This window comes from Actinosynnema sp. NPDC050436, assembly GCF_040655415.1.
Taxonomy (GTDB): domain Bacteria; phylum Actinomycetota; class Actinomycetes; order Mycobacteriales; family Pseudonocardiaceae; genus Actinosynnema.
In genome coordinates this window covers 78,500-101,240 of record NZ_JBFAJV010000006.1, presented here as the reverse complement: position 1 = coordinate 101,240, position 22,741 = coordinate 78,500, and the positions used below count along the sequence as shown (strand labels likewise).

21 protein-coding genes are annotated in these 22,741 nt (G+C 74.9%); 7 read left to right on the top strand and 14 right to left on the bottom strand.

Annotation, left to right across the window (positions count from 1 at the left end):
- Positions 1–12 precede the first annotated feature (12 nt).
- From AB0I60_RS17290 to AB0I60_RS17260, 7 genes are all read right to left on the bottom strand, one after another.
- The gene (locus AB0I60_RS17290; RefSeq protein WP_360730922.1) at positions 13–453 is read right to left on the bottom strand and encodes an Imm1 family immunity protein; all 441 of its coding nucleotides are present in this window, start codon (positions 451–453) and stop codon (positions 13–15) included.
- Between the two features lie 475 nt (positions 454–928).
- Positions 929–1,126 carry a DUF397 domain-containing protein gene (locus AB0I60_RS17285; RefSeq protein ID WP_360730919.1) on the bottom strand — a complete coding sequence of 66 codons (198 nt, stop codon included), beginning with the start codon at positions 1,124–1,126 and terminating at the stop codon, positions 929–931.
- Positions 1,108–1,959 (bottom strand): DUF5753 domain-containing protein, encoded by an 852-nt coding sequence (locus AB0I60_RS17280; protein ID WP_360730915.1) that lies wholly within the window; start codon positions 1,957–1,959, stop codon positions 1,108–1,110. The genes AB0I60_RS17285 and AB0I60_RS17280 overlap by 19 nt, the downstream gene beginning before the upstream one ends.
- 186 nt (positions 1,960–2,145) lie before the next feature.
- A complete protein-coding gene (locus tag AB0I60_RS17275; protein WP_360730912.1) occupies positions 2,146–3,237 on the bottom strand; it encodes a glycosyltransferase family 1 protein in 1,092 nt (363 codons plus the stop codon).
- Positions 3,230–5,722, bottom strand: a complete 2,493-nt coding sequence (locus tag AB0I60_RS17270; protein ID WP_360730910.1) for a glycosyltransferase — start codon at positions 5,720–5,722, stop codon at positions 3,230–3,232. The genes AB0I60_RS17275 and AB0I60_RS17270 overlap by 8 nt, the downstream gene beginning before the upstream one ends.
- A 47-nt stretch (positions 5,723–5,769) precedes the next feature.
- Positions 5,770–6,207: a CU044_2847 family protein gene (locus tag AB0I60_RS17265; protein ID WP_360730907.1), complete on the bottom strand. Its 438-nt coding sequence runs from the start codon at positions 6,205–6,207 to the stop codon at positions 5,770–5,772.
- A gap of 178 nt (positions 6,208–6,385) precedes the next feature.
- A complete protein-coding gene (locus tag AB0I60_RS17260) occupies positions 6,386–7,303 on the bottom strand; it encodes a glycosyltransferase (protein WP_360730904.1) in 918 nt (305 codons plus the stop codon).
- Positions 7,304–7,323: 20 nt separating this feature from the next.
- On the opposite strand from AB0I60_RS17260, the gene AB0I60_RS17255 reads away from it, so the two are divergent.
- From AB0I60_RS17255 to AB0I60_RS17240, 4 genes are all read left to right on the top strand, one after another.
- Positions 7,324–8,373, top strand: coding sequence for a glycosyltransferase family 1 protein (locus AB0I60_RS17255; protein WP_360730901.1), 1,050 nt, complete (start codon positions 7,324–7,326; stop codon positions 8,371–8,373).
- Positions 8,374–8,440: 67 nt separating this feature from the next.
- Complete coding sequence (locus tag AB0I60_RS17250) at positions 8,441–9,565, top strand: glycosyltransferase family 1 protein (RefSeq protein WP_360731339.1); 1,125 nt, start codon at positions 8,441–8,443, stop codon at positions 9,563–9,565.
- Between the two features lie 128 nt (positions 9,566–9,693).
- Entirely contained in the window at positions 9,694–10,137 is a 444-nt protein-coding gene (locus AB0I60_RS17245) for a DUF4396 domain-containing protein (RefSeq protein WP_360730898.1), read from the top strand.
- Between the two features lie 10 nt (positions 10,138–10,147).
- Positions 10,148–11,002 carry a glycosyltransferase family 2 protein gene (locus AB0I60_RS17240; RefSeq protein ID WP_360730895.1) on the top strand — a complete coding sequence of 285 codons (855 nt, stop codon included), beginning with the start codon at positions 10,148–10,150 and terminating at the stop codon, positions 11,000–11,002.
- A gap of 22 nt (positions 11,003–11,024) precedes the next feature.
- On the opposite strand, the gene AB0I60_RS17235 is transcribed toward AB0I60_RS17240, so the two are convergent.
- Positions 11,025–11,915, bottom strand: coding sequence for a DNA-3-methyladenine glycosylase 2 family protein (locus tag AB0I60_RS17235; RefSeq protein ID WP_360730892.1), 891 nt, complete (start codon positions 11,913–11,915; stop codon positions 11,025–11,027).
- Entirely contained in the window at positions 11,908–12,987 is a 1,080-nt protein-coding gene (locus tag AB0I60_RS17230) for an NDP-sugar synthase (RefSeq protein WP_360730889.1), read from the bottom strand. The genes AB0I60_RS17235 and AB0I60_RS17230 overlap by 8 nt, the downstream gene beginning before the upstream one ends.
- Positions 12,988–13,142: 155 nt before the next feature.
- On the opposite strand from AB0I60_RS17230, the gene AB0I60_RS17225 reads away from it, so the two are divergent.
- Positions 13,143–13,523 carry a hypothetical protein gene (locus AB0I60_RS17225; protein WP_360730887.1) on the top strand — a complete coding sequence of 127 codons (381 nt, stop codon included), beginning with the start codon at positions 13,143–13,145 and terminating at the stop codon, positions 13,521–13,523.
- 279 nt (positions 13,524–13,802) lie between these two features.
- On the opposite strand, the gene AB0I60_RS17220 is transcribed toward AB0I60_RS17225, so the two are convergent.
- The 4 genes from AB0I60_RS17220 to AB0I60_RS17205 form a co-directional block, all read right to left on the bottom strand.
- The gene (locus AB0I60_RS17220; RefSeq protein ID WP_360730884.1) at positions 13,803–14,342 is read right to left on the bottom strand and encodes an NUDIX hydrolase; all 540 of its coding nucleotides are present in this window, start codon (positions 14,340–14,342) and stop codon (positions 13,803–13,805) included.
- The gene (locus AB0I60_RS17215; RefSeq protein WP_360730882.1) at positions 14,339–15,847 is read right to left on the bottom strand and encodes a coenzyme F420-0:L-glutamate ligase; all 1,509 of its coding nucleotides are present in this window, start codon (positions 15,845–15,847) and stop codon (positions 14,339–14,341) included. The genes AB0I60_RS17220 and AB0I60_RS17215 overlap by 4 nt, the downstream gene beginning before the upstream one ends.
- The gene (gene cofD, locus AB0I60_RS17210; RefSeq protein WP_360730879.1) at positions 15,840–16,805 is read right to left on the bottom strand and encodes a 2-phospho-L-lactate transferase; all 966 of its coding nucleotides are present in this window, start codon (positions 16,803–16,805) and stop codon (positions 15,840–15,842) included. Before cofD ends, AB0I60_RS17215 begins: the two co-directional genes overlap by 8 nt.
- 187 nt (positions 16,806–16,992) lie before the next feature.
- Entirely contained in the window at positions 16,993–17,748 is a 756-nt protein-coding gene (locus AB0I60_RS17205) for a site-2 protease family protein (RefSeq protein ID WP_360730876.1), read from the bottom strand.
- A 271-nt stretch (positions 17,749–18,019) separates the two neighbouring features.
- On the opposite strand from AB0I60_RS17205, the gene AB0I60_RS17200 reads away from it, so the two are divergent.
- Entirely contained in the window at positions 18,020–18,328 is a 309-nt protein-coding gene (locus tag AB0I60_RS17200; protein ID WP_360730873.1) for a WhiB family transcriptional regulator, read from the top strand.
- A 93-nt stretch (positions 18,329–18,421) separates the two neighbouring features.
- Entirely contained in the window at positions 18,422–21,790 is a 3,369-nt protein-coding gene (locus tag AB0I60_RS17195) for a glycosyltransferase family 2 protein (RefSeq protein ID WP_360730870.1), read from the top strand.
- A gap of 384 nt (positions 21,791–22,174) precedes the next feature.
- On the opposite strand, the gene AB0I60_RS17190 is transcribed toward AB0I60_RS17195, so the two are convergent.
- Positions 22,175–22,621: a metallopeptidase family protein gene (locus tag AB0I60_RS17190; protein WP_360730867.1), complete on the bottom strand. Its 447-nt coding sequence runs from the start codon at positions 22,619–22,621 to the stop codon at positions 22,175–22,177.
- Positions 22,622–22,741 lie beyond the last annotated feature (120 nt).

Here is a 22,741-nt window from a genome sequence, read left to right as displayed (position 1 = left end):
TTCGGACCGCTCCTAGGCTTCCCGCCACCGCACGCACGTCGGACGCGCGGCGGTGGCGAGGAAGTCCTTCAAGGCCGCGCCCAGCACCTCCACGGGCACGCCCGAGCCCGCCGGGTGGTCGACGTGCTCGGAGCGGTGCTCGGGGGAGCCGGGCTCGCCGTCGAGGGTCGAGTAGTCGTGCTCCGGGTCGGCGTAGGTGAGGTAGCCGAAGCCGCCGTGGACGGCGGCGGCCACGTCGTGGTCGGGGATCTTCGTCCGGCCCGGTGCGCCCAGCAGCCCCTCGGTGTCGTCGAGCAGCGGGCGGTCCCCGTGCTCGACGACGGCGGGGCCGGCACCGGGCTCGGCGAGGCGGCGCAGCAGCGCGTCCACGTCCTCGGGGGTGTCCACGGTCATCTCGTCGGCGGTCTCGCCGCCACCGGGGTCGTCGATCGGCCACACCGCGGTGAAACTCATGGGCGGCATCATCGCAGTGAACGCGCTGAGTGACCACCTGAGACGGGTGTTGCGCCGTTGGAGTGGAGGTGGCTTGTCGCACTGGTTTTGCGGACAAACAATGCGAGAACCTTTCCGGCATGTCCGACCACGGGCGACTTCCCGATGTCTCCGCGCAGCGCTCCGATGGTGAGCGCCAGCGGTTCTTGCGCCGCGTCTGTGCCGTGACGGGTTCGCGGCAGATCTCGTGGGGTGTCCTTACCGGTGCGGCGGTGGAGCGCCCGGTGCGGACTTCCTAGCGGCCCGCGCCGCTGCCCCCGGTCCGGCCGCGGAGAAGTCGGGGCCGAGGTCGCGCACGGCTTCTCCGAGCGTCTCGATTGGCTGCCGTCGACACCCGGTGGGGTGGCGGCCGTGCCCGGTCGGGTGGAGGCGGCGCCGCACCCCGGGCGCGGCACCGGCCGGGGGCGCGCGAACCCGGATCTGCGCAGGCACCGGGTCACGCGGGCCGGCGTCTGCGCAGGACCGCGAGGAACGCCGACCAGGTCGACCGGGGGACGGTCAGGGCGGTGCCGGGGTTCTTGCTGTCCCGGACGGCGACGGCGGACCGGGTGTGCGCGACCTCCACGCAGTCGGAGTTGCCGCCGCTGGAACTCGACTTCCGCCAGGTGCCCGGGATCAGCTCCGGAGTTCCCATTCGCTGTGCTCCTCTTCGGTGTAGCGGCGAAGCAGAGCCAGTGAATCGTGTTGGCTCAGAGCGACACCACAGAGATGGTGGAACGCGAGCCTATACCGGTCGACGTCTTTTTCTTCTTCGAGAAAGAACGTTCCACTCAAGTGGTCGATGGCCACCGTTCCGCTGCCGTCGTCGAATCGGAAGCAGGAGAACGGGACGCCCATTGCCATGTGTTCGCCCGCGCGGTTCGGCACCACCTGGAACTGGACGTTGGGCAGCGCCGCGAGGCCGATGAGGTGGCGGAGCTGGGCGACGTGCGCGTCGCGCCCGCCCATCGCCCGGACGAGTGCCGCCTCGGCGACGACCGCCCAGACGGACAGCGCGCCGTCCAGCACGCGGTCCTGCCGCCTGCCGCGCAGCTCCACCCGCTGCGCCAGCACGTCCTCGCCGATGTCGGGGTGACCGGCGCGGATCACCGCGCGGGAGTAGCCGGGGGTCTGCAACAGGCCCGGGACCAGGTCGACCTGGAACGCCGACACCGCGACCGCGTCGGTCTCCAGGTCCACGAACTCGATGTTCTCCGGGTTGGCCGCGTCGTCGTAGCTCTGGTACCAGCCCCGGGCCCTGGCCGTCCGGGCGAGGTCCACCATGCTGGCCACGGTCGCCCGGCTCGCGCCGTACAGCTCGCAGAGCTGCCGCACCTCCTCGGGTTTCGCGCCGAGCCGGCACAGCTCGATCTTGGTGATCTTCGGGTGTTTGCACCCGATGTGCGCGGCGGCGTCGTCAATGCCCACGCCCGCGTTCACGCGCAGCTGCCGCAACCGCCGGGCGAGCCGGCGCTGTCTCGGTGTCATCGCGTCCCCCGATCGCGTGATCTTTGGAAATTCGTTCCACCTGAGGAACCGTCGAATTCGTCGAGCCGGTGCACCGGCGGAATAAACTTCCACGAATCGACGCGCAACGCGAACGCGGGGGCCGGTGTCGCCCGCCGGCACCCCGACCGCCGGCACCCGCCCTCCGGACGCCGCTGCGGGCGGCCGTCACCGCCGGGCGGCAGCCGCCAACCGGTACGCCTCGACGGTCTTCTCCGCCGTCCTGCGCCACGTGAAGCCCGACGCGTGCGCCCGTCGCGCGGCCTGGTCCGCCGGGTCCGGCGCGGTGCCCAGCGCGTCCACCAGGGCCTGGCCGAGCGCGTCCGCGTCGCCCACCGGCACGTGGACGGCGTGGCCGCCCGCCACCTCGCGCAGCGCCGGCACGTCCGTGCAGACGACGGGCACGTTGCAGGCCAGCGCCTCCAGCACCGGCAGCCCGAAGCCCTCGTCGCGCGACGGCAGCGCCAGGACCGCCGCGCCCGCCACCACGCTGCGCAGGTCGACGTCGTTGAGGTAGCCCGTGCGCAGCACCCGGCCGTCCGCGCCGGCGTGGCCCGGTCCGGCGAGCACCAGCGGCGGCAGGGCGGGGTGCGCGGCGTGGGCGTCCACGAGCGTCGCCAGGCCCTTGCGCGGGCCGCCGGCACCGACGAACAGCACGTACTGGGCGGGCAGGCCCAGCCGCGCGCGCAGCCCGTCGCCGGGCGGGCGCGCGGCGAACCACGCCGGGTCCACGCCCAGCGGGGTGACCACGACCTTGTCCGGGTCGACCTCGAACCGCTCGGTCACGACCCGGGCGACCGCGTGGGTGGGTGTGCACACCACGTCCGCCCGGAGCGCCGACTTGCGGACCAGCTCGGGCAGCCTGCGGTCGGAGTGCGGCAGGTCCTGCGGCGCGTCGAGGAACGCCAGGTCGTGGATCGTCGTCACGCCGCCCGCCCGGATCGACGGCGGCAGCACGAAGTTGGTGGCGTGCATCACGTCCGTGGGCCCGGCCAGGAACTCGACCGGCGGGAACGGGCCGCGCAGCCAGAACTCCCGCAGCAGCCGCGCCGACACCGGCAGGCCGCGCGCGGTCACGTCGTGCGGCAGCACGGTCCGCAGCGCCCGCCAGCCCCGCAGCGTGAACGCGACCGCGCGGACGTCGACCGCGTCGCGCATCGACGCCAGTTCCTCGGCCAGCGCCGAGGTGTAGCGGCCGATCCCGGTCCGGTGGCCCAGCAGCGGGGTGCCGTCGATCAGCACCTTGAGCGGCTCAGCCACGGCCGCGCAGCTTCTTGAGGACGCGGCCGGTGGCGCGCTTGGCGACCTCGGTCGCCCCGCCCTGGTTCAGGTACTCCCGCACCAGGCGCACGTCGCGTTGCAGCTTCTCCTTGCGGCCCAGCGGCTGGTTGCGCACCATGGGCGCGACGCCCGGCAGCCGGTCCGCGGCGGGCCGGGGGTGCCGGCAGAAGTCGACCAGCGGGGCCAGGACCGCCTCCCAGGTGAAGCGCTCGCGGACGGCCGCGATGCGCTCCGCGCACCCGGCGGCGAAGTCCTCGTCGTAGAGCACCTTCTCCAGGGCCGCCGCCAGCGCGTCGGCGTCCTCCGAGGGCACGACCACGCCCAGCCCCTCGCGCTCCACCAGGTCCGCGAAGGAGTCGCCGTCCGTGGTGACGATCGGCAGGCCCGCCCACAGGTAGTCGAGCACCCGGGTGCGGAACGCGAACGTGGTCTCGACGTGCTCGTAGTGCGTGGTGACACCGCAGTCGGCGTCCAGCAGCCAGTTCTGCCGGTCCTGGTAGGGCACCCACGCCTCGTTGAAGAACACGGTCTCGCCGGTCAGGCCGAGGCTCTCGGACAGGGCGCGGGTCTGCCCGGCGATGCCCATGTCGGGCACCTCCGGGTTCGGGTGCTTCATGCCCAGGAACACCAGCCTGGCGTCCGGGCGCGTGCCGCGCAGCCGGTCCACGGCGTGGATCAGGGTCAGCGGGTCGAACCAGCTGTAGACGCCGCCCGCCCACAGCACGACCTTGTCGTCCCGGTCGATGCCCAGGGCGTCGCGCAGACCGGGTCCGGTGCGCTGCGGCGGCTTGCCGGACAGGCCGAACGGGGCGACGGCGAGCAGCGACTTCACCGTGGGGTCGGTGTCGTAGAGGGCGGGGGTGAGCCGGCCCATGGCGGCCAGGTGGCCGAGCCAGAAGTGCCGCTGCCGCTCGGACGCGCAGAGGAAGAAGTCGCCGCGCGCCAACTGGTTGGTGAGCACGCGGGTGACGCCGACCAGGTCCTTCTCCCGCTGCTCGTCGGTCGAGTCGCGGCCCTGCTCCAGCAGTTCGAGGTGCATCGGGTCGTAGATGTCGCAGACCACGATCTTGGTCGAGCCCGGCGTCCTGAGCTGCGGCAGGAACTCCAGCGCGTGGCCCTGCAACACGATCACGTCGGCCCACACCAGGTGCGGGTCGACGTCGCGCGGTCGGATGCCCTGCACCTCGAAGGGCGCGTCGGGCGGCGCGCACAGCGGGTTGAAGGTCACCAGCCGGACCTGGTGCTCGTCGGCGAGCACGTCGGCCATGTTCCACGCCCGGATCGCCGGCCCGGCCATCTTCTCCGAGATCGCGTCGCCGGTCACGATCAGGACGCGGCGCGGGCGACCGTACAGCTCCTCGATGCCGAACACGTCCACCAGCACGTCGTGCGCGGCGAGGTAGCGCTCCAGCGGGTACGCGGGCTCCAGGGCCTTGCGCATCAGCGGGACCAGGTCCGCGTCCGACACCCGGCGCGCGGCCTGCTCGACCGCGCGGGACTCGGCCAGCCGGGGCAGCAGCTCGACGAACTGGTCGATGGCCAGGAAACCCGCCAGCGCCTGGCGCGGCACGGGGACCGGTGCGGCGTCGTCGGCCGGGTCGGCGGGCCGACGGGTGATCTCGAGCTGGCGCGGGTCGATCTCGCCGCGCGCGGTCGCCCGGCGGACCACCAGGGCCAGCGCGGCGGGCAGCGCCCTGGCCAGGGTCTCGTCCGAGGCGTTCTTGTAGAGCGCGGCCAGCGCGTTGCGCTCCAGCAGGAACAGCTCGCGGCTGATGTCCACTGTGGACATCGAGGCGTGGTGCCTGTGGTAGGTCAGCGACGTCGGCTCGTAGCGCACCCGCCAGCCGCGCAGGTTCAGCCGCCAGCCGAGGTCGACGTCCTCGTAGAACATGAAGAAGCGCTCGTCGAACCCGTCGAGCTCCTGGAACAGCCGGGCCCGCACGACCAGCGCCGAGCCGGTGCCGAACAGGACGTCGCGCGGCACGTCGTGCGTCCCGTCGTCGGGCCGGCCGGCGTGCCGCTTGTAGCCCATGCCGAACCAGGTCAGGCCGGCGTCCACGAAGTCGATGGCCCGGCCGTCCCAGTCCAGCACCTTCGACGCCACCGCGCCCACGGTCGGCTCGGCGCGCAGCACCCGCACCGCCGCGCGCAGCCAGTCCGGGTGCGGGCGGGCGTCGTTGTTGAGGAACGCGAGCACCGTGCCGGTCGCGTGCCGCGCGCCCAGGTTGCAGCCGCCGGCGAAGCCGAGGTTGTCCGGCGCGTCGACGACCAGGGCCTGCGGCACGGCGGCCCGGACGCGCTCCGCGCCGCCGTCGCCCGAGGCGTTGTCGACGCACACCACCTGGAGCTTGTCCGCCGGGTAGTCCAGGTCGGCGAACAAGGAACGCAGGCAGGTGATGGTGTCGTCGGTGCCCCGGTAGTTGACCACGACCACCGACACGTCAGGCAGGCTCGCTCGCTCCACGCGCTAAGCCTGCCTCATGGCGGTGCCGGGCACGTGACGAAGGTGGCTCACGCCTCCGATCCGCCGTCCCCGCCCGCGCCGGTCCGGCCGGCCTCGCCGGCGTCCCCGTCCCCGCCCTTGTCGGCGCCCTTGTCGTCGTCCTCGGCCGGCGGCGCGGGCAGGCTGTCGCGCTGCCACTCGACGGTGACCTTGATGTGCGCCTCGGCGGTCGACTTGGCGATCGCCAGCGCGGCGCTGGAGCCGACCTTCAACCCGATCTCCACGGCCACCTTGTCCGGCCGGGGGTCGGGCATGGACCCGATCTTCGAGGCGACCGCCCGCGCGACCTTCCGGGCCCGCTCGATGCCCGCTTCGAGCGTCTCGTCCATCTTCTCCACGGCGGCGTCCCAGCGCCGGCCCGCGCGCACCGGCCCGTCGTGCTCCTCGTCCAGCTCGAACGGCACCAGGTCGCCGTCCTCGGTGCGCACCTCGACGTACTCCGCCACGGGACTCCTCTCGACAGACCGGGCCGGTGGGCGGCCCGGAGGGCACCTCCCGATCATCCCCGTCCGGCCCCGGTCCGGTCGACCACACCGCACAATTGCGCTCACCGGCCCGGTGGCGGCGTTCGGGTCGTCACCGGCCCCGAAAGTCCACAGTGGACGGTGAGTCGACGGTTCTGCGCTACCTGCCCGCCCACTCCCGCCACACGGCGGCACGGGACACCGTCGCGCGGCGGCCGATCGCCACCCGCTGCGCCACCACCGCCGGCAACCGGAGCAGCACCTCCGCCAGCACCTGGAGGCGCAGCGGCAGCCGGAAGTTCGCCGGCTTCGGGCCACCGCGCCACGGCAGGACGGCGGTCAGCGCGGCGAACCGGGCCACCTGGGCGAGCGCGACCCCGGCCGGGGCGCAGCGCAGCAGCATGAGCAGCCGGTTGCGCTCGTTCCAGCGGTGGAACAGCCGCGAACCGGGGTCGGTGCTCGCGCCGTGCCGGTGCCGCACGCGGGCCGGGCCGACCGACACCACCCCGTGCCCGGCCAGGCGCAGCCGGAACGCGGTGTCGGTGTCCTCGTAGTAGCAGAAGAAGCCCCTCGGCACGCCACCGCAGGACCTGAGCACGTCGGTGCGCAGCAGCGCCGCGCCGCCGCAGAACCCGAACACCTCGCGCCCGGCGAGCACCAGGTCCGCGCCGTGGCCGTCGGCGGTCAGCCGGACGCCGACCGACTGCGTGGCACCGTCCGCGAGCAGCAGCGACGACGTGGCCGCAGCGGCTCCCGGTGCCGCGCGCAGGGCGTCCTCCAAGTGGCCCAACCAGGAGTCCTCCGGCGCGGCGTCGTCGTTCAGCCAGGCGACGAACTCGGTGTCCACGCGCGGCAGCACGGCCGCCAGCGCGCCCGCGTACCCGGCGTTGCGCGGCAGCCGGACCACCGCCGGCGCGCTCGGGTGGGCCGCGACCAGCGCGGCGGTGCCGTCGTCGGACGCGTTGTCCAGCACGAGCGCCCGGTGCGGGCGCTGGCGGGCCAGGGCGTCGAGGCACGCCGTGACGTGGTCCCGGCCGCGCCACGTCACCACGACCACCGTCGTGCTCGGGAGGGACACGGCGTGAGACGGTACGCGACATGCCGAACCTGGTGGTGCTCGCCGAGCAGCTGCTGGCCCCCGTCCCCGGCGGGACCGGCCGCCACACCCGCGAGCTGGCCGCCGCCCTGGCCGCCACCGCCCCGCCCGGGTGGGAGGTCACCGGGGTGGTGAGCAGGCAGGCCGACGTGCGCGCGGCGCAGGTACCCGGCGTGCACGGGCCGCGCGTGCTGCCGCTGCCCCGGCGCGCGCTGATCGCCGCCTGGGAGCACGGGGTGCCGTACTGGCCGGGCGGCGACGCCGTGCACGCGCCGACGCCGCTCGCGCCGCCGCGCGGCCGGGTGGTGGTGACCGTGCACGACGTCGTCCCGTGGACCCACCCCGAGACGCTGACCGCGCGCGGGGCGGCGTGGCACCGCAGGGTGATCGGGCGGGCGGTGTCCAAGGCCGCCGCGATCGTCGTGCCGACCGCCGCCGTCGCGGAGGAGCTGCGCCGGCACGCGCCCGGGTCGGCCCCGGTGCGGGTGGTGCACAACGGCGTGACCGGGTTCCCGGCCGAGCGCGCCGTGCCCGACCTGCCCGACCGGTACGTGCTGGCCGTCGGCACGATCGAGCCGCGCAAGGGGTTCGACGTGCTGGTCCGGGCGACCGCCGAGCTGGGCGTGCCGCTGGTGGTCGTCGGGCCGCAGGGGTGGGGCGGCGTGGACCTGCGCGCGCCGCACGTCCGGCTGCTCGGGCGGCTGACCGACCCGGAGCTGGCGCACGTGCTGCGCCGGGCCGCCGTGCTGGCCGCGCCGAGCCTGGCCGAGGGGTTCGGGCTGCCGGTCGTGGAGGCCATGGCGGCGGGCGTGCCGGTGGTGCACTCGGACGCCCCGGCGCTGGTCGAGGTCGCGGGCGGGGCCGGCCTGGTCGTGCCGCGCGGCGACCGGGCGGCGCTGGTGGCCGCGCTGCGCTCGGTGTGGCGGGAACCGGAGGTCGCCGACCGGGCGGTCGCGGCGGGTCTGGCCAGGGCCGAGGCGTTCACCTGGGAGAACGCCGCCCGCGCGGTGTGGGACGTGCACCTGTCGCTCGGTCGGGCGCGTCCCGTTTGAGCCATTCCCCGGCACCCGCCGGGCCGCCACCCGTACTCTTCTGCGCGTGTCATCCGTCGAACCCAGCGTGCTGATCGACGCCACCGCCGTGCCGACGGACCGGGGCGGGGTCGGGCGGTACGTGGATTCGCTGGTCGGAGCGCTGGACGCGGACGGCGCGCGGCTCAGCGTCGTGTGCCAGCCCCGGGACGCCGAGCTCTACAACCGGGTCGCGCCCCGCTCGCGGGTGATCACCGCGGCCGACGCCGTCGCCACCCGCACCGCGCGGCTGACCTGGGAGCAGACCTCGTTGCCGCGCCTGGCGTCCCGCCTCGGCGTGCAGGTCGTGCACTCGCCGCACTACACCGTGCCGCTGGCGAACCGGGCGGCGTCCGTGGTGACTCTGCACGACGCCACGTTCTTCACCGACGCCGTGCTGCACTCGTCGGTCAAGGCGCGGTTCTTCCGGGCGTGGACCAGGGCGGCGCTGCGCCGGGCGGCGCTGTGCGTGGTGCCGAGCCGGGCGACGGCGGACGAGCTGGCCCGGGTCGCGGGCGCGGACCGGCGGCTGCTGCACATCGCGCAGCACGGGGTGGACACCGAGCGGTTCCACCCGCCGACGGCGGCCGAGGTCGCCGAGGTGCGGCGGTCGCTGTCGCTGGGCAGGGCGCCCTACGTGGCGTTCCTCGGGGCGCTGGAGCCGCGCAAGAACGTGCCGGCGCTGATCCGGGGCTTCGCGCAGGCGTGCCGGGGCCGGACCGACCCGCCGACGCTGGTGCTGGCCGGGCAGCCCGGCTGGGACGGCCAGGTGGAGCGGGCCCTGGACGCCGTGCCGCACCGGATCAGGGTGATCCGGGCCGGCTACCTGCCGTTCGGGCAGCTCGCGGGCTTCCTCGGCGGGGCCGAGGTGGTGGCCTACCCGTCGCTGGGCGAGGGGTTCGGCCTGCCGGTGCTGGAGGCGATGGCGTGCGGCGCGGCCGTGCTGACCACTCGCCGGCTGAGCCTGCCCGAGGTGGGCGGGGACGCCGTGGCGTACTGCGGGGTGGGAGCGGGCGACATCGCGGCGGCGCTGGGCGAGCTGTTGAGCGACCCGGCCCGGCGGGACGCGCTGGCGACAGCGGCCCAGGTGCGTGCGAAGGACTTCTCCTGGTCCACCTCCGCCGCCCGCCACCGCCTGGCCTACGAGCGCGCCGCCCGCTCCCACCGCCGCTGATCCCGGGCGCGGCCCCGCACCCCCGCCGTGGTCGGGTCTTCCCCAGCCTCGCCCACCTCCGCCGACACGAGCGCCGGACCGGGGTCCTCCACTGGCGCTCGATACCCCCCAGGGGTATGGTTCGACGCATGGACGCATCCTGGAGGACCGCGATCTCGGCGACCCTGCACTGCCTGACCGGCTGCGCGATCGGCGAGGTGCTGGGGATGGTCGTCGGCACCGCGCTCGGCCTGCCCACCTGGGGCACGATCGTGCTGGCCGTCGCCCTGGCGTTCTTCTTCGGCTACGCCCTCACCCTGCGCGGCGTGCTGCGCGCCGGCGTCGGCTTCCGCACCGCGCTCAAGACCGCGCTCGCCGCCGACACCGTCTCCATCCTGGTGATGGAGGTCGTCGACAACGGCGTCATGGTCGTCGTGCCGGGCGCGATGGACGCCGGCCTGGCGACCTGGCTGTTCTGGGGCGCGCTGGCGTTCTCGCTGGCCGTCGCGTTCGTGCTCACCGTGCCGGTCAACCGGTGGCTCATCGCGCGCGGCAGGGGGCACGCCGTCGTGCACCACCTGCACCACCACTAGGGTGGCCGCCGTGACGCGCTACGGAGACGGACTGGCGGTCGTGACCGTCACCTACTCGCCCGGGGACACCCTCGACGGCTTCCTGACCACGTTGGCGGGGGCCACCACCCGGCCGTTCACCGTGGTGCTGGCCGACAACGGCTCCACCGACGGCGTGCCCGAGCGCGCAGCCGCCGAGCACGACCACGTGACGTTCCTGCCGACCGGCGGCAACCTCGGCTACGGCGCGGGCGCCAACCGGGGCGTGGCGTCGCTGCCCGACGACGTCGGCTGGGTCGTCGTCGCCAACCCCGACCTGTCCTGGGGGCCCGGCAGCCTCGACACCCTGCTGGACGCGGCCGAGCGGTGGCCGCGCGGCGGGGCGTTCGGGCCGCTGATCCGCGAGCCGGGCGGCGCGGTGTACCCGTCCGCGCGGCAGCTGCCCGCGCTCGGCCGGGGCCTCGGCCACGCGGTGTTCGCCAAGGTCTGGCCCGCCAACCCGTGGACCACCGAGTACCGCCAGGAGAAGACCTCCGTGCAGGAGCGCACGGCCGGCTGGCTGTCCGGCTCGTGCCTGCTGCTGCGCCGCGAGGCGTTCGACTCGGTCGACGGGTTCGACCCGAGGTACTTCATGTACTTCGAGGACGTGGACCTCGGCGACCGGATCGGCCGCGCCGGCTGGCTCAACGTGTACGTGCCGGACGCCGAGGTCACCCACATCGGCGGCCACTCCACGGCCCGGTCGTCCACCCGGATGCTGGCCGCCCACCACAGCAGCGCCTACCGCTACCTCGCCGACCGGCACCAGGGCCCGCTGTGGGCCCCGCTGCGGCTCGCCGTGCAGGCCGGCCTGGGGCTGAGGCTGAAGCTCGTCACCCGCCGCTGACCCCGACCAGGCCGGGGCGGCGTCACATCGCGCGGTAGTCGCGGGGTGCGAAGCGCGGCGCGAAGCGGGGCTTGCGGGCACCCGACAGCTCCACGTACCGCACGGCGCGGTGGCGCTGCGGCGCGTACGGGGTCAGCAGCTCGGCCATCCCGTCGTCGTCCAGCGGACGGCCCAGCAGCGCCCAGCCGACCAGGCCCGCCAGGTGGAAGTCGCCGAAGCTGACCGCGTCCGGGTCGCCCCACGCGCGCTGGGCCACCTCGGCGGCCGTCCACACCCCGATTCCGGGCACCTTGCGCAGCAGCGCCCGACCCCGGTCGCCGCGCAGCTCGGCGGCGGCCTCCAGGCGGTGCGCCACCTGGGCGGCGGCGACCAGCGCGCGGCGGCGCGCGCCGTCCACGCCCGCCCGGTGCCACTCCCAGTCCGTGATGCCCAGCACCGCCCGGGGCGTCGGCGGCACCCGCATCCCGGCCGGTGCCGGACCCGGCGCGGGCGTGCCGAACCGCGTGCACAGCTCCCGGTACGACCGGTGCGCCTCGACCACCGTGACCTTCTGCTCCAGCACCGCCGGCAGCAGCGCGTCCCACACCCGCCCGGTCGAGCCCAGGCGCAGCCCCGGCCGCCGGCGGCGGGACTCGGCGACCAGCGGGTGGTGGCACTCGAACGCCGCGTCGTCGTCGTCCGCGCCCAGCAGCGCCGGCAGCCGGTCCAGCAGCCAGTCCGCGCCGTCGCCCCACGCGTCGGCCACCACGTCGTCCGGCCTGGTCACGTGCAGCGTGGCCGGGCCGGACGGGGTGTTCGCGGTCAGCCAGAGGCCGCCCGCCTCGCGGTACGCGACGTCACCCGGTCCCCGCCGGAGCGGGCCGAGCACGCCGGCCACGTCCAGCGGGAACGGGGGACGCCACGTCCTAGGCATCGGTGGAGAACCGCACCCCTGCCTCGGGCAGCACGACACCCGGCCACACCCGCGCGCCGCCGATCAGCTCGCAGCGCGCGCCGATCACCGCGTTGTCGCCGATCACCGCGTCCGACACCACCGAACCGGCCTGGACCAGGGCGTTCGCCCCGACCACGCTCCGCTCGACGCGCGCCCCCTCGCCGACCACGGCCCCGTCGAACAGCACCGAGCCGTCGACCACCGCGCCCGCCGCGACCGTGCAGCCCGAGCCGACCGTCGCACCGCCGGTGAGCACCGCGCCCGGGTCGACGGTCGCGCCGTCCAGCACGATCGCGTCACCCACCGGCGCGGGCAGCGCGGCCGACGGCGCGACGCCGCGCACCAGGTCCGCCGAGCCCCGCACGAACGCCGCCGGCGTGCCCAGGTCGAGCCAGTACGAGGTGTCGACGTGCCCCTGCAACCGCGCGCCGGACGCCAGCAGCCCCGGGAACGTCTCCCGCTCCACCGACACCGGCCGGCCGGTCGGGATCGCCTCGACGACCTCGCGGCGGAACACGTAGCAGCCCGCGTTGATCTGGTCGGTCGGCGGGTTCTCGGTCTTCTCCAGGAACGCGGTGACCCGCCCGTCGGCGTCGGTCGGGACGCACCCGAACCGGCGCGGGTCCTCCACCTTGACCAGGTGCAGGGTCACGTCGGCCTCGGACGTGCGGTGGGTGTCGAGCACCGCGCGCAGGTCGACGCCGGACAGGATGTCGCCGTTGAAGACCATGACGTCGCGCTCGCGCAGCTTGTGGGCCACGTTCCGGATGGCGCCGGCGGTGTCCAGCGGCACCTCCTCGACCACGTACTCCAGGTCGAGCCCGAGCGCCGACCCGTCGCCGAAGTGCTCCTGGAACACCTCGGCCTTGTACGACGTGCCGAGCACCACGTGCGTGATGCCCACCTCCCGGATCCGGGACAGCAGGTGGGTGAGGAACGGCACCCCGGCCGTGGGCAGCATGGGCTTGGGGGCGGACAGGGTCAGTGGCCGCAGCCGGGTCCCCTTCCCCCCGACCAGAACCACCGCCTCGGCGCCTTGCAGCTCCGACATGCCGTTTTTCCTCCTCCGCTTACTTCCACCCGTAGTTGCGAATACTCTGGCATGAGCACCTTGACGACACGGTCCCAGGTCCGGGTCGACGAGCGTCACCGATCGGTACCGCCGGCGCGTTCCCGCCGGCCCAAGGCAACGCAGGAGAGATCCGGATGGACCCCCGCGCTCGGGCCGACGCGGCGCTGGCCCGTGCTCGTGCACGTGGCATCCACGTCGTGACGCCGGACAACATGACGTCGCCGATGGACTCGTCGGCCACCCAGCAGATCCCCCGGTCGATGGTCGACGCGGCCGACCCGCGCACCGCCGACCCGGACTCGACCATGGTCCTGTCGGCCCACGTGGCGGCCGGCCGCCCGGCCCCGACACCCCCGCCCGCACCGGAACCGCTGCCGGAGCTGCGCGTGGCCCCGGGCCCGGTGCCGACCGTGCAGCAGGTGGAGACCTCCCGCCCGACCCTGTCCCAGCGCCTCTCGGGAGGCCAGGACCACCGCACCCAGGGCTTCAGCCAGCGCCTCGGCGGCGAGGGCTGACGAGCGGGCTCGGCCTGATCTGCGCCGAGGGCTGATCTGCGCCGAGGGTTGATCGGCGGTGAACGCTGATCCGGGTCGAGCGCCGACCGGTCCCGAGGGCTGATCGGCGGCAGCAGGTGATCGGCCGAGCGAGCGGGCGGTGCGAGCTGCGGGCGAGCGGGAGCCGCCCACCTGCGCGGATGCCGAAATTGTCGGTGTGCCGTGGGACGATCGAGACCGGGGGCCGGCGGCCGGCCCCCGCACCGCTCGCGGCGAGCCACGCCGGGCGTGAGCCGGGCGTCAGCGGAGGCGGGTCAGGGCGGCGTCGATCATCGGGTAGAGGTCGTCCACGTTCGACGGCATCGCGTCCAGCGGCCACCACTGGAGGTCGACCGACTCGGCGCTGCGGGTCGGCTGCGCGTCGACCGGCGCGCGGACCAGGAACCGGACGTCGAAGTGCCGCGTCGGCACGCCCAGCGAGCACGTGATCGGGTGGACGTCCAGGTGGATCGGGGTCGGCTCGATCCGCAGCCCCCGGATGCCGGACTCCTCGGTGGCCTCCCGCAGCGCCGCCCCGGCCAGCGTCTCGTCGGACGGCTCGCAGTGCCCGCCGAGCTGGAGCCACCGCCCCACCCTCGGGTGCAGGGTGAGCAGCGTCCGCTCCCCGGTCGCGTCCAGCACCAGGGCCGACGCGGTGATGTGCCCCGGTTCGCACGCCCGCCGGCAGCCGTCCTCGCGCGCGGCCAGGAAGCCCAGGTAGGCGTGGCGGAGGGCGTCCTGCCCCCGGTCGCGGGGCTGCCACGCGGTCAGGACCGACGTGGCGTCGGCGTGCAGGCTCACAGTGCGACGAACCCTTCGTCCAACGCCCGGGGCGGGCGGGGCGCCAGCGGCTCGGTGGGGTGCCCCACCGCGACCGCGCCCAGCGGTTCCCACGACGGCGGCAGGTCCAGCACGTCGCGGACCACGTCGGGGCAGAAGATCGTGGACGACACCCAGCACGAGCCCAGCCCCTCGGCGGCCAGCGCCACCAGCAGGCCCTGCACGGCCGCGCCGCCGGCGATCGTGAACATGGTGCGCTCGGCCGCCGCGCGGGCCGCGTCCGGGTAGGCGTGCGCGCCCTCGGCGACCAGGAACGGCAGCACGACCTCGGGCGCGTCGCGCAGGAAGTCGCCGCGCGCGAGCCGGCGGTCCACCTGGTCGGCGGTGAAGCCGTCGCCGCGCAGGTCGGACGCCCACCGGTCGCGCATCGCGGCCAGCAGCGCCACCCGCCGCGCCGTGAGGTGGACGAACCGCACCGGCCGGGTGTGGTGCGGCGCGGGTGCGGTGAGCGCCGCGCCGACGGCACGGCGCAGCGCGTCGGCGTCGACCGGCTCGTCGGTGAACGACCGGACCGACCGGCGCACGAGCACCGCCTCGGCCCGGCCGCGCGCCACGGCCTCCTCCACGCCCAGGTGGAACAGGTCGTCCACGCCGGGGCGGACCAGGTCGCGGGCGGTCGACCCGTCGTCGACCACGGCCAGGCCGCGCACCACGGCGACCGGGAGCGCGCCGAGCTTGCCCTTCACCAGGTCGGCGGCGGCGGCGATCTCGTCGGCGACCGCGACCTCGGTGACCACCAGCTCGTTGCCCTGGCGGTCGACCGCGCCGGCGTAGCGGTGCAGCACGGTGAGGCCGGCCGCGCCGATGGCGGCGTCGGTCTGGCCCACCCGCCACGCCCGGCCCATGGTGTCGGTGACGACCACGGCCACGTCGACGCCGAGCGCGGCCTTGAGGGAGGCCCGCAGCGCGGCGGCGGAGCCGTCCGGGTCGACCGGCAGCAGCGCGATCTCGTCGCCGGCGACGTTGGAGGCGTCCACGCCGGACGCCGCCTGCACGACGCCGAGCCTGTTCTCGGTGATCAGCGTCCGGCCCCGGCGGGCCACGACGCGGACCGCCTCGGCCTCGACGTGCGCGCGGCGGGCCGCGTCCCGCTCGTCCGGGTCGGCGGGCACCCGGACCAGGCGCCCCTCCACTTTGGACAGCACCTTGCTGGTCACCACGACGACGTCGCCGTCGGCCAGCCACGGCGCGGCGGACGCCAGCGCGGCGGCCAGGTCGTCACCGGGGCGGAACTCCGGCAGGCCCGGCACGGGCCGCACTTCGAGCGAGCCGGTGGCGGAGTGGTCGGCCCCCGGTCGGTCGGGGGCACCGGCGTTCGCCGGCCCGCCGCCGACCCGACCGGTGTCGGCCGGGTCGGCGTGGGCCGGGCTGGTGCCGGCCGAGGTGGTGCCGGCGGGGTCGGCGTTGGCGGGGTTGGTGCCGGCCGGGTCGGTGTGCGACGGGGTGGTCGTGCTGTGCTCAGTCAAGCGGGACCCCGGCCAGTTCGAGGGCGGCGCGGGCCATCGCGGCCGTCGCGTCCACATCGGACATCAGCAGCGGCACCGCGCGCACCGCCACGCCGGGCACGTCGCACCGGTCGCCGGTGTGCACCAGCCAGCCGTCCAGCACGCCCTTGTCGGTGGTCTTGCGCGAGCCGTAGTGCCTGCCGACGGCCTCGGCGGAGGTCTCCACGCCGATCGCGGTCAGGCAGGCGTCGGCCATCCCGCGCAGCGGCTTGCCGCCGACGATGGGGGACAGGCCCACCACGCCGGCCTCGGTCTTGCGCAGCGCGTCCTTCACCCCCGGCACGGCCAGGATCGTGCCGACGCTCACCACCGGGTTCGACGGGGCGATCAGCACCGCGTCCGCCTCCAGCACGGCGTCCAGCACGCCGGGGCCGGCGGTGGCGGTGTCCGCGCCGACCGACGCGAACGACCGCGCGGGCAGCGCGGCCCGGTGCTTCACCCACCACTCCTGGAAGTGGATCGCGCGGGTCTCGTCGCCCTCGTCCACCACGACGTGGGTCTCCACCCGGTCGTCGGACATCGGCAGCAGCCGCACGCCGGGCTGCCAGCGGTCGCACAGCGCCTCGACCACGGCCGAGAGCGGGTAGCCCGCGCGGAGCATCCGCGTGCGCACCAGGTGCGTCGCGATGTCCCGGTCGCCGAGCCCGAACCAGGACGGCTCGGCCCCGTACGCGGCGAGTTCCTCCTTGACCGACCACGACTCGCCGGACCGGCCCCAGCCGCGCTCGGCGTCGATGCCACCGCCCAGGGTGTACATGCAGGTGTCCAGGTCGGGGGTGATCCGCAGACCGTGCATCCACACGTCGTCCCCGGTGTTCACCACCGCGGTGATCTCGTGACCGGGCGCGTTCAGCAACGCCTTGAGGCCGACCAGGAAACGCGCCCCGCCGACCCCGCCCACCAGTACGACAACCTTCACGGGTCGCCATCCTCCCACCGGGTCCGGGCACCCCGGCACCCGGACCGGTTCTCTCGCCGCCACAACGACCGACGCCCTGCGGCACCACACACCGAATTGACGCGGCCCGCCGGGTGCCGGGTCGGATTCTGCCGCGCGGCGCGGTGCCGACCGAGCGAATTCGGGCGACGGGTGCGCCCGGGTCGGGCTAGTAGCGCCAGAACATGAACGTGGTCTGGCCGTACTGGGCCCACAGCGTTTCGCCGCCGACCAGCATGAACACCGCGTCCGCGAGGTCGAAGAAGACCCGCGCGATGGTCGGGAACCCGATCAGCACGGCGAAGAGCACCAGCGGTGCCCACGGCCGGGCTTTCGCGCCGAACTGCTGCGCCTGGTAGGACATGAACGGCTCGATCACGCCCCACCCGTCCAGGCCGGGGATCGGCAGGATGTTGAGCACGAACGCGAAGATCTGGAGCAGCGCGAGGTAGGACAGCGCGGCGGACAGGCCGGCGGGCGGGTTGAACAGGAGCACCGACAGGCTCAGCAGCGCGCCCAGCACGAGGTTGCTCAGGGGGCCTGCCAGCGAAACCAGCGATTCGACCCGTTTGTTGCGCAAGGCGTGGTGGTTGATCCACACCGCGCCGCCGGGCAGCGGGATTCCGCCGAATGCGAGCAGCACCAGCGGCAGCACGATGGACATGATCGGGTCGGTGTAGCGGCGGATGTCCAGCGTCAGGTAGCCCTTCGCCTTCACCGCGTAGTCGCCGCCGCGATAGGCCACGATCGCGTGGCCGAACTCGTGCAGGCACAGCGAAACCGCCCAGCCGCCGAGCACCAGCAGCACGGTGCCGGCGATGAGGGCCGGTTCGGACTCGTCGAACAGGGTCAGCACGGCGCCTGCCACCGTCACCGCGAGCAGGCTGAGGAACAGTGGACTCGGTCGCACCGCTGATCGCTTCACCCTTCCAGTGTGGCCTCCCCGATCCGGTGGCCCGCAGGGGCGGGCTTGGGCCATCCGCGCAGCCGTTATCGCCCAACGTGCCGCCCGAATCACCGTCTGTGCTGCTAGTCAAGGGTTTTGCGGCCAACCGCGCGAATATCCCCCGTCCTGTGGACTCGGCTTGACCGGGTGTTGTGACACAGGTGTAATCACATCGGTGTCATTCGTCGTTGTGGGGACGGCGAGTGGTGTCCGCCAACCGGGGAGAGCGGAAGGCGAGGAGGCGGACGGTATGCAGGAATTCGACGGGGGTCGCAACGTGGACGGGGACGCGTCGGCACGGGAGCCGGCGGCGTTGATCGATCTGTTCGACGCGACCGATGAGCAGGACTGGCAGGAGCGCGCCTTGTGCGCGCAGACCGACCCCGAGGCGTTCTTCCCGGAGAAGGGCGGCTCGACCAGGGAGGCCAAGCGGATCTGTCTGGGTTGCGAGGTGCGCTCCGAATGCCTGGAGTACGCGTTGCAGCACGACGAGCGCTTCGGCATTTGGGGCGGGCTGTCCGAACGCGAGCGGAGGAAGCTCAAAAAGCGCGCCGTGTGATCCGCTTCGTGATCGCGCCGGCTTACCGTGGGCGTTCCACGGCGTAGTCGGACGAACGAGGTGCGGTAGTTGACGAGCGGTGCCACTCCGCGGTTGCGCACCGCGCCCGTGCTGGCTGTCCTGGTGTGCCACGACGGTGAGCGGTGGCTGGGCACGGCGCTGTCCGCGCTGCGCCGGCAGCGACCCCGGCCCCGGCACGTGGTCGCGGTCGACACGGGCTCGCTGGACCGCACGCCCGAGCTGCTGGCCGAGGCGTCCGAAGGTCCCGATCGGGTGATCGACGGGGTGCTGACGCTGCCCCGGGGCACCGGCTTCGGCGAGGCGGTGCACGCGGCGGTCGAGCACGCGGTGCAGCGGTGGGGCGACCCGGGCGCGTGGCTGTGGCTGCTGCACGACGACTGCGCGCCCGAGCCGGACTGCCTGTCGCTGCTGCTCACGGCGGCCGAGGTGTCGCCGTCGGCGGCGGTGCTCGGTCCGCTGTCCCTGGACTGGGCCGACCCCCGGCTGGTGGTCGAGGCGGGGGTGTCGACGGACTCGTCGGGGCACCGGCAGACCGGGATCGGCGGCGTCGCCGCCGCGTGGTCCGGGTCGTTCGAGCAGAGCACCGAGGCGCTGGCCGTGCCGTCGGCCGGCTCGCTGGTCAGGCGGTCGGTGTGGGAGTCGCTGGGCGGCTACGACCGGCGGCTGCCGCTGCTGCGCGACGACGTCGACTTCGGGTGGCGGGTCAACCTGGCCGGCCACCTGGTGCTCTCGGTGCCGGTTGCGCGGATGCGGCACGCGCGCGCGGTCACGCGCGGGCAGCGCCGCCTGGACGCCGCCGCCGCCCGGCCCGGACCGGCGCTGCGCGGCGTGGACCGGGCGCACGGGCTGCGCACGTTCCTGGTGAACTGCGGCACGGTCTCGTTCGCGCTCGGGCTGCCGAGGCTGGTCGTGCTCGGCCTGCTCCGGGCGCTGGGCTTCGCGCTGGTGCGCCGGTTCTCCGACGCGCACGCCGAGCTGGGCGCAGTCGGCTACCTGCTCGGCGGGCGCGCTCGGCTGCGGGCCGGTCGGGCCGCGCGGCCGGTGCGGGGTGTCGTCCGCGGACTGTCCACCAGCCGGGTCACCCGGCTGCGCAACGCCGCCGGCAGCGCCTCGGCGTACCTGATCCGGCGGCGGGTCGAGGCGGACGCCGCGCTGGGCAGGCTGCCCGAGCACGACGTGCGGCCGGCGGCCTGGTCGCCACCGTCCGAAGTGGAGCGACGAGCGGTCGGGCCGTCCGCGCTGCCCGCCGGCGTGCTGTCCCGCCGGCGGCCGGTCCGGGTGACCGGCGGGCTGCGGTTGCCCGCCACCACCGTGCCGGTGGAGGCGGTGCTGCCGGGCTCGCTGCGCCCGTCACCGCGACCGCGCCCCTCGCCGGTGCCGCGCGGTGCCCCGCCGCCGGTGGTGTTCGTGGAGGTCGACCGGGCGCGGGTGCTGCGGTCGCTGGTGCTCGGGCCGCCGCTGCTGCTGGTGCTGGGGCTCGCCGTGTTCGGCGTGCTGGCCAACGCCGGGCGGCTGGGGCTCGACCTGTCCGGCGGCCGGCTGCTGCCGGTGCGGGACCTGGCCGAGACGTGGTCGTCCTACCTGGCCCCGTGGCACCCGGTGAGCGGCGGCACCACCGCCCCCGCCCCGGCGGCGCTGGCCGTGCTGGGGACGGTGGGGGTGCTGTTCGGCGGACCGCCGGCGCTGGTGGCCGTGCTGTTCCTCGGGGACGCGCCGCTGGCCGGTCTGACCGCGTACCTGGCGTCCTGGCGACTGCCCGTGCGGCGGCCGGTGCGCGCGCTGGTGGCGGCGGCCTACGCGGTGGTGCCCGCCGCCACGTCGGCCGTGGGGCAGGGCCGGCTGGACGTCGTGGTGGTGCACGTCCTCGCGCCCCTGGTGTTCGCCGGGGTGGCGGCGGTGCTGCGCGGCGGGACCGGGGCCGCGTGGCTGCCGGTGGCCTCCGGGACGGCGCTAACGGTCGCGGCCCTGGGGGCGTTCTCACCGCTGGTGCACGGGCTGGTGGTGCTGGGGGCGCTGGTCGGCTTCGTCGTGGTGCCCGGCCGGGAGGGCGACGGGAAGCGGCGGGTCGCCGGGCTGTTCACGGTGGTGCTGCTGCCGATGGCGTTGCTGCTGCCGTGGCCGGCCGTGGTGCTCCAGAACCCGTCCGTGGTGCTGCACGGCGTGGGCGCGCACGCGGACGACCCGCAGGTCGGGTTGGTCGACCTGGTGACGCTGCGACCCGGCGGGCCCGGGGCCCTGGCGTTCGTCGGGGCGCTGGTGGTGCTGTTCGCGCTCGGCGCGGCGGTGGCGCGACCCGCCCGCGCGATGCTGCCGGGGGCGGCGGTGGTGGTGCTGGCGGGGTTCGCGGTGGTCGTGCTGCGGACGGTGTCGGTGACGCCCCTGGTCGGCGGCCCGTCGTCGCACGGGTGGACCGGGGCACCGCTGGTCGTCGCGTCCTGGGGGCTGCTGTGGGTGGTGCTGGCCGCCTGCCGGCGGGACGCGGTGCCGGTGCCCCGGGCCCGGCTCGTGGGGGTGGTGGGCGTGATCGGGGTCGCCGGGATGGCGTGCCTGGGTGTCGCGGGGCTGCGGTCCGGGCCGTTGACGGCGTCTGCGGCGCGGCTGCCGTCGACGGTGGAGCAGGAATTGGCCCGGACCGGGCGGTCGGTGCTGGTGCTGAGCCCGCTCGACGGGAGCGGAGGACCGGCGCGGCAGGTGGCGGGGCGGTTGCCGGCGTTCGGGGACGACGACCTCGTGCCGGTGGTGACCGCCGCTGCTCGGTTGCAGCGGTGGAACCGGGACCTCGTGAGCGGGTCTTCGGGGTCTTCGGGGCCTGCGGGTGTGGATGGCTCTGCCGGGTTGGATGGCTCTGCGGGGTTGGACGGGTCTGCGGGGTTGGACGGGTCTGCGGGGTCTGTGGGGTCGGCGAAGGTGGCGTTGGCGCAGGCTGCGGCGGCGGGGGTGGCGTTCGTGGTGCTGCCGGACCGGGTCGCCGCCCAGCGGCTGGAGGACGCCGTGGGGGACCTGGTCGGTGCCGCCCCGCCGATGTCGGACGGGCGGCCGGTGCTGCGGGTGCAGCTCGCCGCCGGGAACGCGGTGCTGCTGTCACCCGAGCTGGCCCGTCGCGCCCGCACCGGGGGCACCCCGCCGGACTCGCTCGGCGTCCCGGGCATCGCCCCGGTCGAGGCAGGGCCGCCCGAGGTGGGCGTCCGGGTGTCGGACGGGCCCGAGGGGCGGCTGCTCGTCGTGGCGGCGGAGGAGGAGCCCGGGTGGGTCGCGGTGGTGGACGGGCGACCGGTGGCCGTGGTGCGGGCGTGGGGACACCTGGTGGGGGTGTCAGTGCCGGAAACGGCGTCCGAAGTGCGGGTGGAGGCGTCGGGAACGTTGCGTGAACTGCTGCTGCTGGTTCAGGCGGCGGCTGCGCTGTTCACGGTGTTGACGGCTGTTCCGTCGCGGCGGCGGTGAGGGTGGGTTCCAGAGCGGCGCGGAGCGTGTGGTGCGGTGCGGCGGGTGTGGAGCGGCGCGGAGTGCGTGAGCGCGGGTTTTAGAGCGGCGTGAAGTGTGTGAGCGCGGGTGGGCGGGGAGAGGGTTTTCAAGCGGCGCTCGCCGCGCGGCAGGCCGCCGGGGGAGGGCGTCGCTTCCTCCCGTATGGCCTGGTCAAAGACAACCACAGGCGTCAAGGGGATCGGGCTGCCGTTGTGGGTGCGGTTGCGGGCGATCCCCTTGACACCTGCGGTTCCCTGCGGGCAGGCCATACGGGAGGAAGCGCAGCTGGGGGTGTGGGGGAGCCCTGGATCGGAGGGGTTAAGAGGGCGGGTGTGCGTGGGTGGGTGTGTGGGCGGCTTGGGGTTAGTCGCCGTCGATCACGTCGGGGTCCAGACCTAGGTAGTTGGCGACCTGTTCGACCAGTACGTCGTGCACCAGGTCGGCCAGGTCCGCGCCGTCCTTCGCGCGGGCCTCCAGGGGGCGGCGGTAGAGGACGATTCTCGCCCTTCGGTCCGTTCCCGCCGGCAGGAGGCGGGCCAGGGGGACGTTGCCGTCCTCCACTATGTCGCCGTCCTCGGCCGCCGCCTGCACGTCCGGCACGTCGTCCACGGCCACGTCGAGCTGCGTCAGCTCCGTCCGCCACCTCGCCTCGATGGGCTCCAGGGCTTCCAGCACCAGCGAGTCGAACCGCTCCGCCCTGCTCCTCGCGGCCGGCAGGGTCGCCGGGTAGAGGGGGCCGCGCAGACCTCGGCCGTGACGGTCGCGGTTGCGCCGGCGCGGGTTGCCCTGTCGTCGCGAACCTCTGGCCATCACCACGGGGTAGAGGGTAGTTGGCGGGGGCGACAGGCTGTCGGCGACCTGCGGACTTGCCGAACTCGACCGCCGCGCCGGAGGTAATCCAACACACCTCAGCCGCGACGCGATATCGTC